Origin of the sequence: Vibrio sp. TRT 2004 (assembly GCF_050113735.1) — a bacterium.
In the GTDB taxonomy this organism is placed as follows: Bacteria; Pseudomonadota; Gammaproteobacteria; order Enterobacterales; family Vibrionaceae; genus Vibrio.
This window is the reverse complement of the sequence record NZ_JBNJOH010000003.1, coordinates 43380-55784: the sequence shown is the minus strand read 5'-3', so window position 1 is coordinate 55784 and position 12405 is coordinate 43380. Positions and strand designations below refer to the sequence as shown.

At 45.5% G+C, this 12405-nt stretch carries 10 protein-coding genes; 5 read left to right on the top strand and 5 right to left on the bottom strand.

The window, feature by feature from the left end; translation table 11 throughout:
* Nucleotides 1-66 precede the first annotated feature (66 nt).
* Nucleotides 67-831 carry a potassium channel family protein gene (locus tag ACQEXR_RS02140; protein WP_426950706.1) on the top strand — a complete coding sequence of 255 codons (765 nt, stop codon included), beginning with the start codon at nucleotides 67-69 and terminating at the stop codon, nucleotides 829-831.
* Nucleotides 832-861: 30 nt separating this feature from the next.
* Here ACQEXR_RS02140 and ACQEXR_RS02135 read toward each other — a convergent pair whose 3' ends face one another.
* On the bottom strand, nucleotides 862-2379 hold the full coding sequence (locus ACQEXR_RS02135; RefSeq protein WP_427019689.1) for a CYTH domain-containing protein: 1518 nt from the start codon (nucleotides 2377-2379) through the stop codon (nucleotides 862-864).
* Nucleotides 2380-2585: 206 nt separating this feature from the next.
* On the opposite strand from ACQEXR_RS02135, the gene ACQEXR_RS02130 reads away from it, so the two are divergent.
* The 3 genes from ACQEXR_RS02130 (at nucleotide 2586) to ACQEXR_RS02120 (ending at nucleotide 5443) form a co-directional block, all read left to right on the top strand.
* A complete protein-coding gene (locus tag ACQEXR_RS02130) occupies nucleotides 2586-3266 on the top strand; it encodes a TIGR00153 family protein (protein ID WP_171052190.1) in 681 nt (226 codons plus the stop codon).
* A gap of 132 nt (nucleotides 3267-3398) precedes the next feature.
* Nucleotides 3399-4658, top strand: coding sequence for an inorganic phosphate transporter (locus ACQEXR_RS02125; protein WP_138971832.1), 1260 nt, complete (start codon nucleotides 3399-3401; stop codon nucleotides 4656-4658).
* Nucleotides 4659-4831: 173 nt separating this feature from the next.
* Nucleotides 4832-5443 carry a TIGR04211 family SH3 domain-containing protein gene (locus ACQEXR_RS02120; RefSeq protein WP_426950702.1) on the top strand — a complete coding sequence of 204 codons (612 nt, stop codon included), beginning with the start codon at nucleotides 4832-4834 and terminating at the stop codon, nucleotides 5441-5443.
* 49 nt (nucleotides 5444-5492) lie between these two features.
* Here the strand turns inward: ACQEXR_RS02120 and ACQEXR_RS02115 are convergent, their stop codons facing one another.
* Together ACQEXR_RS02115 and ACQEXR_RS02110 are read right to left on the bottom strand one after the other, a co-directional pair.
* A complete protein-coding gene (locus tag ACQEXR_RS02115) occupies nucleotides 5493-6266 on the bottom strand; it encodes a general secretion pathway protein GspB (RefSeq protein ID WP_426950701.1) in 774 nt (257 codons plus the stop codon).
* Nucleotides 6259-7881, bottom strand: coding sequence for an AAA family ATPase (locus tag ACQEXR_RS02110; RefSeq protein WP_427019688.1), 1623 nt, complete (start codon nucleotides 7879-7881; stop codon nucleotides 6259-6261). The genes ACQEXR_RS02115 and ACQEXR_RS02110 overlap by 8 nt, the downstream gene beginning before the upstream one ends.
* 88 nt (nucleotides 7882-7969) lie before the next feature.
* Here ACQEXR_RS02110 and ACQEXR_RS02105 point away from each other — a divergent pair, with 88 nt between their 5' ends.
* Complete coding sequence (locus ACQEXR_RS02105; RefSeq protein WP_427019687.1) at nucleotides 7970-9190, top strand: multifunctional CCA addition/repair protein; 1221 nt, start codon at nucleotides 7970-7972, stop codon at nucleotides 9188-9190.
* A 152-nt stretch (nucleotides 9191-9342) separates the two neighbouring features.
* On the opposite strand, the gene eno is transcribed toward ACQEXR_RS02105, so the two are convergent.
* Both eno and ACQEXR_RS02095 read right to left on the bottom strand, forming a co-directional pair.
* Entirely contained in the window at nucleotides 9343-10641 is a 1299-nt protein-coding gene (gene eno / locus ACQEXR_RS02100; protein ID WP_331416176.1) for a phosphopyruvate hydratase, read from the bottom strand.
* A 77-nt stretch (nucleotides 10642-10718) separates the two neighbouring features.
* Nucleotides 10719-12359 carry a CTP synthase gene (locus ACQEXR_RS02095; protein ID WP_427019686.1) on the bottom strand — a complete coding sequence of 547 codons (1641 nt, stop codon included), beginning with the start codon at nucleotides 12357-12359 and terminating at the stop codon, nucleotides 10719-10721.
* Nucleotides 12360-12405 lie beyond the last annotated feature (46 nt).

The window sequence follows — 12405 nt, the reverse complement described above, 5'->3', positions numbered from 1 at the left end:
ATACTAGAGTGATGCGGCGAATCCACTCCCTCGAACGCGCTGATTATGATTTTTTTCGAGCCTCGTATGAAAAGAGATATTACCAAAGACGACACTAAACCGATGAGCTTGTTGTCACTGATCCTGTCATTTATGGCGCTATTTGTGATCTCGGGCTTATTGTTCTTTCCACTCACCCCAGAAACTCGACAAGTTTTTATCGGCTTAGACTTTATTATCTGTAGCATTTTCATCCTACAACTCAGCATAGATATGATCCGTGCGACAGATCGTGTGCAATTTTTGAAACGTCATTGGATCGATTTTCTTGCCAGTATTCCAATGGTAGAACCTCTTCGCTTTGCGCGCATATTTCATATCATGCGTGTCATTTTGGTCATTCGATCTAGTCGCTACTTGTTAAAGCAACTTCTCAGCAATCGACGTGAAACGACGCTTGCTTCTATCCTATTGCTTATGGTTGTACTGCTGACGGTTGGATCGAGTATGATGCTGTTTATTGAAGGCTCGGATCCTGATGCCAATATTCAGACAGGGGGGGATGCCCTGTGGTGGGCGCTGGTGACGATCTCTACGGTAGGATATGGCGATCATTACCCGGTTACCAATAGCGGTAAGTTGCTGGCATCCGGTTTGATCATATGTGGTGTCGGCCTATTTGGTATGATCACAGGTTTGATTACCTCGTTGATCACTTCGCCAAATAAAATCCAAACAAAACGCTCTGAGAACAAAGAGCGATTGCTGGTCGAACTGGTCGAGAAACAAGATGAGATTCTAAAACGTTTAGACCGACTCGAGCAGCAACAACAATCAAAACGGGAGCCATAAGGCTCCCGTTGCTTTTACGTTATTTACTGATTAGCTTTGCCAATATGGCTGAGCTTCAATACAAATGACTCGAGTCTGCTCCATAGCATGAAGTATCGAGCTTTCTTGTCGTGCCAACCAACGCTCGAGTTGTTCACGCTCTTCGCCTTCTAGCTTGTCCACTAATTGCTCTAACGTTTTTAGCTTTTGCAGGTCATCCGTACCATGCAATAGATCACTCCAAGGCAAACGAAAACCGTTGCGCTCATCAACATCAAACAAGCTAGCAAAGCTAACACCAGTATATAGATTACGCATCAAACGGTATTGCTGCTCAATGTAGTCTTGGCTAGTTAGGTTGCGTTCTGGTGGGAAAGCTTCCATCAACTCAGCCCATGTGCGATCAAGTTGCTGTATTGAGAAATGCTCAATATTAAGTGCCATTTTTTCGCGAGACTTATCATCAAGGAAAGGCTGCCAACCGCGAGTCAGGATCCAGCGACTTAAATCTAACAACAAGCCGGTATAACGTGCTGAATTCAGTAACTCCAAAACTTGTTCACGACTCGGTAGCTGTTCCTGAAGCAGTTTCAATTCACTGACAAGAAACTTACGCGCATCGAGTTTACGTAGCGCATGGCCTTTGTCATCAAGCAGATCTTCGAGGTAGTCGTAATCATGTAACCACTCAAGTTCTTGCTCAAGCCATTTAAGCTCTTGGCGCAAAATAGCACTTGCACGACGAGGAACCACACCACCGTAAACCGTTAAAATCTGTCGAATGAAGCTGAGCGAATTTTTTATTTCATGCACCGCTTCGATCGAATCACGCTCTGAATAAATCTGTTCATGGTAATGCCAATGAGAAAGAGCATGTTCTAAAGAGTTGATAAAGCACGACTCAACGGTGTCATTCTTATTCGTTGCAACTAAGGTTAACGGTTTTACTTCGTCTCCCGTGTAGCCCATCGCTAAACGGTAGCCTTTGGCTGCTTTGCTCAAGTTGCCTAAGCGCATACCGCCATCTTCAGAGAAGCTACGAGCCAATGTAAATAACGCATCGGTCTGTCCGGACTTTAGCTCGAGCTCAACTTCGCAAATCGGATCTTGCTTACCATTGGCTTCGACCATGCCTTGGTCAAACGCAACCTCAACTTGGCTACCATCAGGCATACCAATCAACCATTGCTCTCGGGTGAAATTAGTAGAGAAAAGTGGCTGAAGCTCAGACTGTAGCGTGGCGATATCTTTTCCTGCCGGCCAAATATCGCCCGGGTGAAGGGCTAATTGCGGGTCATTGCTGTCATGTTCAGCATTGTACTCCGGTCTCTGGTGCAATCCTGCAACCACACGACCTGATGTTTTCACCGTCTGAACATAGACGTCATCAAAACGGCGAATCCTTAGACCAATATCGTGCTGACGAAGCCAGTTATCCGGCGTATCAAAGTAAGTGTTACCTAACTCTCGACAGCTGTGCTGAAGTACTTTTGTTTCAGAAATCTTGTCTCGTAAAGTGTCTGAAAAATCGGGAGATACAAAAAACTTCAGTTCTATCTCGGTTTCCATAGTTATACCTTTCAAAGCAGATAGAGACAGGATATTGCCAATTTTCTTACTCGGCAAGAAAGAAATATCGACTTAATGATGATCTAAAACAGTTTTAATGATGGATTTAATGAGTTAACATGCGCGCCTTTATAGCCATCGTTCAACATTTCGCCATGAAATGGTGTATGTTAGTTTTTAGGTTATATTAATTGGGTTGAATGACCATGCCAGTAAATACAATTATGGGGCTATTTGCAAAGTCCCCTATTAAACCTTTGCAGCGCCACGTTGTGTGTGTAAATGAATGTTGCTCACACCTAATCAACTTTTTCGAAGTAAGTTCAAAAGGGGATTGGGAGAAAGCATCTGAAATTCGTGCACAGATTTCTCATCTTGAGAAGGAAGCCGACGTACTTAAGCGCGAAATTCGTCTAAAACTTCCTCGTGGTTTGTTTATGCCAGTGGATCGCAGCGACATGCTTGAACTACTGACACAACAGGACAAACTCGCAAACCTTGCAAAAGACATTGCTGGCCGAGTTTATGGCCGTCAATTGACTATCCCTGCACCTCTTCAAGAGAATTTTATTGCGTACGTAAGACGTTGCCTAGACGCAGCTGAACAAGCGCAAAAAGTTATCAATGAGCTTGATGAGTTATTGGAAACTGGATTTAAAGGCCGCGAAGTAACGCTTGTGGCTGAAATGATCCACCAACTGGATGTGATTGAGGACGACACAGACGCGATGCAGATCCAACTTCGCCAACAACTAATGGCGATCGAATCGGATCTAAATCCTGTTGATGTGATGTTCCTTTACAAAATTCTAGAGTGGGTAGGCGGTATTGCTGATCAGGCGCAACGTGTTGGTGCGCGTCTGGAAGTAATGTTGTCTCGCTCATAAATATAAGTTAACCAAATAACGAAGAGCATCTAACTAGTTCACACCCCTTATAGGCGATATATACTGACGCGCTGAAGGGGTTTCGTCGTTCTTAATTTTTGCTCCGCTTGTTATCAACAACTAGGTATTACGATGGATATCCTTGCGAACTACGGCACTGTCCTGATTATTATTGCAGCAGTCTTTGGCTTTATGATGGCTATCGGTATTGGCGCAAATGACGTAGCCAATGCGATGGGCACATCTGTGGGGTCAAAAGCGCTAACCGTCAAACAAGCAATCATCATTGCGATGATCTTTGAGTTTGCTGGTGCATATTTAGCAGGTGGTGAAGTAACCGACACTATCCGTAAAGGCGTAATTGAAACGTCCCTATTTGCTCACCAACCTGACGTACTTGTCTTCGGTATGATGTCAGCGCTTTTAGCTGCTGGTACATGGCTACTACTCGCTTCTTACATGGGTTGGCCAGTTTCAACGACTCACTCAATCATCGGTGCAATCATCGGTTTTGCGTGTGTTTCAGTAGGTACAGAAGCGGTTGACTGGAGCAGTGTTCAAGGCATTGTAGGTAGCTGGATTATTACTCCTGTTATCTCTGGTTTCTTTGCTTACGTCATCTTTGTCAGTGCACAACGACTGATATTCGATACTGAAAAACCTCTGTTTAACGCTAAACGCTTCGTACCTGTTTACATGTTCATTACCACTATGGTAATTGCTCTGGTTACGATTAAGAAAGGCCTTAAGCACGTTGGTCTGCACCTATCCAACGGTGAAGCTTGGATGTGGGCAGCCATTGTATCTGCAATCGTAATGGCTGGTGGTTACTTCTACATTCAGAAGAAATTTGCTAGCCGCGAAGATGATCATGGCTTTGCTGGTGTAGAAGGCATCTTCAGCGTTCTGATGGTTATCACAGCTTGTGCGATGGCATTTGCTCACGGCTCAAACGACGTCGCTAACGCCATTGGCCCTCTATCTGCGGTTGTATCGACAGTGGAGCACATGGGCGAGATTACAACCAAGAGTACGATCGCATGGTGGATTCTACCACTCGGTGGCTTTGGTATTGTTGTTGGTCTTGCGACTCTTGGTCACAAAGTAATGGCAACGGTTGGTACTGGTATTACAGAACTAACACCTAGCCGTGGCTTCGCCGCTCAGCTTGCTACTGCATGTACTGTAGTACTAGCGTCAGGTACAGGTCTGCCAATCTCTACCACTCAAACACTCGTTGGTGCTGTTTTAGGTGTTGGTTTTGCTCGTGGTATCGCAGCACTTAACCTTGGTGTTGTGCGTAACATCGTTGCATCTTGGATCGTTACACTGCCAGCAGGTGCGCTATTGGCAGTGGTATTCTTCTACGCGATTCAAGCGATGTTTGTTTAATCAATGACGTCAGTGATGTGTTAACTCACTGTCATTATTGACTCAAAACCGCATAAAGGGAGGCTAAGCCTCCCTTCTTTGTTGCAGTCATCTCAGAAACTACTTACTATTTGGCTCTAGAATTATATAGATAATGGGTTTGCAGACCCTCTTAGACTGTTAAAGGATTTACCGTGAAAAAACTGGTTTGCTTCGTTTTGGCCTCGATGCTTGCTGTGCCAGCGGCATTTGCTCAAGACCGTTATATTTCTGATAAGCTTTTTACCTATATGCACTCTGGTCCAAGCAACCAATTCCGCATTATCGGCAGTATTGATGCTGGCGAAAAAGTAAAACTACTGTCGACAAACAAAGACTCTGGATATACAGAAGTTCAAGACAGCAAAGGACGTAGAGGCTGGATTGAAAGCCGATTCGTTACTAATCAAGAAAGCATGGCTTTACGACTACCTAAGCTTGAAGATGAGCTAAAAGACGTTAAAGAGAAGCTGGCGAATGCTCGCTCAAATGCTGATCAAGAAAAAGCGGGATTAGTCGATTCGCTAGAAACTCGTAACCGCCAAATCAGTGAGTTAGAACTAGGCTACAACGAAATGAGCCAACAGCTATCCGCTTCTCAGGAAGAAGTTCGCAAACTGCGTGCGAAACTGGATACACAGAAAGATGACTTACTACTGAAATACTTTATGTATGGCGGTGGCGTTGCAGGTATCGGTCTACTACTTGGCTTGATTCTGCCACATATCATTCCACGCAGAAAACGTTCTCCATCCGGTTGGGCGTAAGTAGAACAGAAATTAACAAGGTCACGATGTCGTGACCTTTTTTAATCAGTTAACCTTTCCAATCATATAAGGCAGGCACTTCTATCAACTCGCCCTTGTAGCGAATCCGACAGGCTTGCTGCTCGATCGCCACCAACTCAACATCCGCGCTAATCCAGTCACCTTCACTGTACTCTACCCCATTTACCTTAACCCAACGCTTATCGGCTCGGCTCGAGTAGACATGCGTCTGAAAGTTCATTGCTGGCAGTTTTCCATACCAACTATCAGGCTGTTGTGACAGGTTTGACACTCGCTCATCCGAGTTCACTGGCTCAACTTGAGGGATTGTATTAACGGCGCTTGCAAACCGTTGCGCCAGCTCTGGTGATAGACCTGACAAATCGAGACCTGTCAGCAGATCGGTTTGATCTGAAGCTACACTTTGAACGGTGTTTCCAGCCTTGCCGAGTATCTCATCAGCCAGAGCGTCATCGTCTATTTCACCTTCGATAACGTTAGACACTTTATCATCACGCTGAGAATAGGTCGCAGCCAGTGGCCCAAAGTCTGGCGCTTTTTCAATCTGGTATTCGAACGGAACTTCAATTGATACCGTCTCACTAACATTGGATTCAAGCCAAGCTTGTTTTTGTGACTGATAGGTATGAATAACGACTAGACCCGCTATCACCATAGGCGGAACGAATGCTATCGAGAAGTATCGCAACCTGCCTATAGGCTGTGGCTGCGTCGTCATGACAGGAGCCAACATTGGCGCTTGCATGCCAGTTGAGCATCGGCTTCGCTCTGAACTTTTGAGTTGTCGCATAACCTTAGACATCGGTATTTTCCTTATCTACTGTTAGTTTGGGTCTATCTGGCTGAGATAACATCTCCAGTAACCGCAAGGTCTTTTTCCCTGCAATACCATCCACTGTCAGCCCTTTCCAACGTTGAAATAGTTCGACTTTCTCTTTTAGCTGTTGATCAAATACAAACGTCGCCGATTTTGGCTGCCCGAGAGCTTGAGATATAAACTGGTCAAGTATTACTACCTTCTCACCTTGCATACCTGGCTTGAGCGTTTCGTCCCAATAACCGCGCCAGATATGCCGATATTCACCATGCCAGATGCTTTCTAGCCATTGAGTATCAAACGCCACCAGCTCATTATTGACCAATAACTTTGCTTTGCTGTTCGAAAGCGCATAGAGAACAGCAAAACGAGCCTGTCCATCAATATTCAGAGTGAGGACGACAGGTGTATTGAGTTCAATAAGCTCACCTAATGTGCCGTTCGCCAGTTCACAGCGGAACTGGGAATTGCCATTACCCAAACATAGCTGATCCAGTACTGAAGCCCGATAGCCCCATACTCGATAAAGATCCGAAATCGCCTGCTCCTGATCGCTCGCTTGCGCCAACTGTGCTTTAAGCTGTTGAGGAAATACCGTCGTTATCTGTTCAACGTTTTCAACCCTTGGATACTGTTGTTGCAATAACTCAGAGATAGTCGAGCTCACTAGACTAGGCGTCATTAAATAGACCATCACAGAGAGTAATCCACCTACGCTCATCGCCGTCATGTACTTAACGATGCGTGGCGGTGGATGGCTGCCAATCACTGCCGAGGTTTGAACAGACGCGGTTTGAAAACTCATCACTTCATCGCAAGCCTGTTGAACAGTCGTCACCGTCGGATGATTTTCTCCATTCGCATACGCACGCTTTAAACTTGCATCACAGACGAGGTTGATTAATCTCGGTATTCCTTGCGTGTTACGCGCGATGTACTTAATTGCATTGGCAGGCAATAAGTCAGGGGAGCCACCTGCAAGAGTAAGCCGGAATCGAATGTAATCTCGAGTTTCATCGCTACTTAACGGGAGCAAATGGTATCGCCCCGTAATGCGTTGAGCTAGCTGCCTCAGTTGTGGCATCTGTAGCTTAAGTTGTAGCTCCGGTTGTCCGATTAAAAGGACTTTGAGAAGTTTCTGACTTTCGGTTTCAAGATTCGTCAGCAACCTTAGCTGCTCAAGAACATCCGCAGATAAATGTTGTGCCTCATCAATCACCAGTAAGGTCTGAATCCCCTTAGAGTGATTATCCAGTAAGAACTTATGAATACGTTGGTTTAGCTGCTTAAGTGACGCTTGCTGCGGATAATCGAGTTCAAACTCATCACATACCGCTTCAAGCAACTCAATATCAGAAAAGGTAGGATTGAGGATTAACCCTGCCTGTGTTGTCTCTGCTAGAGTATTTAGTATTGAGCGAGCGATGGTCGTTTTACCTGTGCCCACTTCACCAGTAAGCATCGCGAAGCCACCGCCTTCTCCAAGCCCGGCTTGAATTTGAAAAATGGCTTCTTTATGGCGGCGACTTTGAAATACAAAACGAGAGTTAGGCACAATCGAAAATGGCAGCTCTGTTAGCGCAAAATATTGTTGATACATACTTCTCGTCTCTGGGAATTTGTCGCTAAGGAAAGTACCATTGCTGGCACAATTAGCCAATGGCATTATAGATAAAAGGGAGAGCTAGGTGCAAAGATACCTTGTTGGTGGTGCAATCCGCGATCAGTTACTCGAGATCGACGTCTATGACAAAGATTGGGTCGTGGTCGGTGCAACACCCGAACAACTACTTGAAAAAGGCTATACCGCTGTCGGTAAAGATTTCCCTGTATTCCTTCATCCTAAAACGAAAGAGGAACATGCCCTTGCCCGCACCGAACGCAAGATTGGCTCGGGATATACTGGATTTGAGTGTTACTTTGCCGCCGATGTGACTTTAGAAGAAGATCTCCTGCGCCGAGATCTTACTATCAACGCGATGGCACAAGATCCTGATGGCACCATCATCGATCCATTCAATGGTCAAGCTGATCTAAGAGATCGTATTTTGCGCCATGTCTCTAGTGCCTTTACTGAAGATCCGTTGCGCGTGTTACGCGTCGCTCGCTTTGCCGCTAAGCTTGATCATTTGGGGTTCAGTGTTGCTGATGAAACTTTAACGCTAATGCGCCAAATCGTACATTCTGGAGAATTGAATAACCTTACTCCCGAGCGAGTTTGGCTTGAATGGCAAAAGTCTCTTTCAACCCCCAACCCACAAGTATTTTTATCTGTATTAAGGCAATGTGGTGCTCTTAGCGTATTGCTTCCTGAACTTGATGCCCTATTCGGTGTGCCTCAGCCAGAAAAATGGCATCCAGAAATAGATACCGGTATTCACACGTTAATGGTCGCTAAGCAAGCAGCCTTGCTCAGCAACTCGTTACCTGTGCGCTTTGCAGCGCAAGTTCATGACTTAGGCAAAGGTGTCACCCCTCCTTCTGAATGGCCGAGCCATAAAATGCATTGCCACACAGGACTAAAGTTAATTAAGCAGTTATGCGAACGAGTGAGAGTGCCGAACGAATATCGTGACCTAGCATTGATGGTTTGTGAACAGCACTCAAATATCCATCGTGCAGCTGAGCTTCGCCCTGAAACCAAACTCAAAGTGCTTAATAAGTTCGATGTATGGCGCAAGCCAGAGCGCCTACAAGACATTCTACTGTGCTGTATGGCCGATAGCCGTGGCAGAACAGGCCATGAAGAGATTGATTACCCGCAAAAAGCGATTTTTGAGCAAGCCTACCAAGCGGCATTGTCTGTCGACGTCCAATCAATCATTCAGGATGGCTTCAAAGGTGCGGATATTCGAGAAGAGATGGAAAAACGCAGAGTTACGGCAATTAAAGAACTAGCCGCTAACTAGAATATGAGCTCTTTTAGGCAATAACTCTTACCAACCCTTTCGACAGCAACACGGGCAGAACGGCTCATTGTTCTTAGAGCCTTAAACGCAAAATGCCTCACTAAAAAGTGAGGCATTTATTAGAGCTTTAAGCTAATAATCCAAACTATGAATTATTGACCTTTAACTTCTTTAAGACCGTTGAAAGGAGCGCGCTCACCTAGAGCTTCCTCGATACGGATTAGTTGGTTGTACTTAGCTACACGGTCAGAACGGCTCATTGAACCAGTTTTGATTTGACCTGCAGCAGTACCTACCGCTAGGTCAGCGATAGTTGCATCTTCAGTTTCGCCAGAACGGTGAGAGATTACAGCTGTGTAACCTGCGTCTTTAGCCATCTTGATTGCAGCTAGAGTCTCAGTTAGAGAACCGATTTGGTTGAACTTGATAAGGATAGAGTTAGCTACACCTTTCTCGATACCTTCAGCAAGGATCTTAGTGTTAGTAACGAATAGATCGTCACCTACTAGTTGCAGCTTGTCACCTAGTAGTTCAGTTTGGTGCTTGAAGCCAGCCCAATCAGACTCGTCTAGACCATCTTCGATAGAAACGATTGGGAATTGGTTAGCTAGCTCAGCTAGGTAGTGGTTGAACTCTTCAGAAGTGAACGTTTTACCTTCGCCTTTCATGTTGTAGATGCCAGCTTCTTTGTCGAAGAACTCAGATGCTGCACAGTCCATAGCTAGAGTAACGTCTTTACCTAGTTCGTAACCCGCAGCTGCAACAGCTTCTGCGATAACTTCTAGAGCTTCAGCGTTAGACTTAAGGTTAGGAGCGAAACCACCTTCGTCACCAACTGCAGTGCTGTAGCCTTTAGACTTAAGAACTTTAGCTAGGTTGTGGAATACTTCTGCACCGATACGTAGACCTTCTTTAAGAGTCTTAGCACCAACTGGTTGGATCATGAACTCTTGGATGTCAACGTTGTTGTCTGCGTGCTCACCACCGTTGATGATGTTCATCATTGGTAGAGGCATAGAGAACTGACCAGCAGTACCGTTTAGCTCAGCGATGTGCTCGTATAGAGGCATGCCTTTAGCCGCTGCAGCAGCTTTAGCGTTCGCTAGAGATACAGCTAGAATTGCGTTAGCACCGAACTTAGATTTGTTTTCAGTACCGTCTAGCTCGATCATGATAGCGTCGATTGCAGCTTGGTCTTTAGCATCTTTACCAACTAGAGCTTCAGCGATTGCACCGTTTACAGCTTCAACAGCTTTAAGAACACCTTTACCTAGGAAACGAGCTTTGTCGCCGTCACGTAGCTCAAGAGCTTCGCGTGAACCAGTTGATGCGCCAGATGGAGCAGCAGCCATACCTACGAAACCGCCTTCTAGGTGTACTTCAGCTTCTACAGTTGGGTTACCACGTGAATCGATAATTTCACGACCTAGAACTTTAACGATCTTAGACATTGAATGTTTCCTTCTCGTTGAATATATAATGTCAAAATTAAAGGCAGCAGCACTACTAACGCTACTGCCTGTATCCTTTACTTCTCTAATTCGCCACGCTGGAATTCACCAGCTGCTTTAACGAAACCTGCAAATAGTGGGTGACCATCGCGAGGTGTAGAAGTGAACTCTGGGTGGAACTGAGCCGCTACAAACCATGGGTGAGCTGGGTTCTCAATAACTTCTACCAGTTTCTTGTCCGCTGATAGACCCGATACTTTCAGGCCTGCCTTTTCAATTTTTGGACGAAGATTGTTGTTCACTTCGTAACGGTGACGGTGACGTTCATGGATCGTCGCGCTACCGTAAAGTTCGTAAGCTTTAGTCCCTTTCTCTAGGTGACACAGCTGTGAACCTAGACGCATAGTACCACCAAGATCTGATTTCTCAGTACGCTCTTCTACGTTACCTTCGCCGTCAACCCACTCAGTGATTAGACCAACAACTGGGTACTTAGTATCTTTGTTAAATTCTGTTGAGTGTGCACCTGCCATGCCCGCCACATTACGTGCGTATTCGATCAGTGCCACTTGCATACCCAAACAAATGCCTAGGTAAGGTACTTTGTTCTCACGAGCGTATTTTGCAGCAAGAATCTTACCTTCAATACCACGATCGCCGAAACCACCAGGAACAAGAATCGCATCAAGACCGTGCAGAGCTTCTTCACCTTTAGTTTCGACATCTTGAGAATCAACGTACTTAATTTTCACGCTTAGGCGGTTCTTAAGACCTGCGTGTTTCAGTGCTTCGTTCACTGACTTGTATGCATCTGGCAGTTCGATGTACTTACCAACCATACCAATAGTCACTTCAGCCGTTGGGTTCGCCTCTTCATAGATAACCTGTTCCCATTCAGAAAGGTCAGCTTCAGGTGCAGAAATACCGAAACGAGCACAAACAAGATCGTCTAGACCTTGAGACTTGATTAGTTGAGGGATCTTGTAGATTGAATCTACGTCCTTCATAGAGATAACTGCTTTCTCTGGAACGTTACAGAAAAGAGCAATCTTCTTACGTTCGTTCGCAGGGATCATACGATCTGAACGACAAACAAGAATATCTGGCTGGATACCGATAGACAGTAGCTCTTTTACAGAGTGCTGAGTCGGTTTAGTTTTCACTTCGCCCGCTGCTGCTAGGTAAGGAACAAGAGTTAGGTGCATGAACATTGCGCGCTCACGGCCTAGTTCTACCGCTAGCTGACGAATAGCTTCCATAAATGGTAGTGATTCGATATCACCAACCGTACCACCCACTTCAACGATAGCAACATCATGTCCTTCAGAACCAGCGATTACGCGGTCTTTGATAGCGTTAGTGATGTGAGGGATTACCTGAATCGTTGCACCTAGGTAGTCGCCACGACGCTCTTTACGTAGTACGTCAGCGTAAACACGACCTGCAGTGAAGTTGTTGCGCTTGGTCATTTTAGTGCGGATGAAACGCTCGTAGTGACCAAGGTCAAGGTCAGTTTCAGCGCCATCTTCAGTGACGAACACCTCACCGTGCTGAGTCGGGCTCATTGTGCCTGGATCAACGTTGATGTAAGGGTCAAGCTTCATCATAGTCACTTTAAGACCACGAGCTTCTAAAATAGCCGCAAGAGATGCTGCTGCAATACCTTTACCTAGAGAGGATACAACCCCGCCAGTAACAAAAATGTAATTTGTCGTCATGTTTAACCTGAAATTGGTTGAATGAGGGAAAATGGATTTCTTCTGG

What these genes read in the sequence shown, in the direction of transcription:
- ACQEXR_RS02110 (WP_427019688.1), bottom strand. Translation starts at nt 7,881, where the DNA reads ATGTATCAACAATATTTTGCGCTAACAGAGCTGCCATTTTCGATTGTG.
- ACQEXR_RS02125 (WP_138971832.1), top strand. Translation starts at nt 3,399, where the DNA reads ATGGATATCCTTGCGAACTACGGCACTGTCCTGATTATTATTGCAGCA.
- ACQEXR_RS02115 (WP_426950701.1), bottom strand. Translation starts at nt 6,266, where the DNA reads ATGTCTAAGGTTATGCGACAACTCAAAAGTTCAGAGCGAAGCCGATGC.
- ACQEXR_RS02095 (WP_427019686.1), bottom strand. Translation starts at nt 12,359, where the DNA reads ATGACGACAAATTACATTTTTGTTACTGGCGGGGTTGTATCCTCTCTA.
- ACQEXR_RS02140 (WP_426950706.1), top strand. Translation starts at nt 67, where the DNA reads ATGAAAAGAGATATTACCAAAGACGACACTAAACCGATGAGCTTGTTG.
- ACQEXR_RS02130 (WP_171052190.1), top strand. Translation starts at nt 2,586, where the DNA reads ATGCCAGTAAATACAATTATGGGGCTATTTGCAAAGTCCCCTATTAAA.
- ACQEXR_RS02135 (WP_427019689.1), bottom strand. Translation starts at nt 2,379, where the DNA reads ATGGAAACCGAGATAGAACTGAAGTTTTTTGTATCTCCCGATTTTTCA.
- eno (WP_331416176.1), bottom strand. Translation starts at nt 10,641, where the DNA reads ATGTCTAAGATCGTTAAAGTTCTAGGTCGTGAAATTATCGATTCACGT.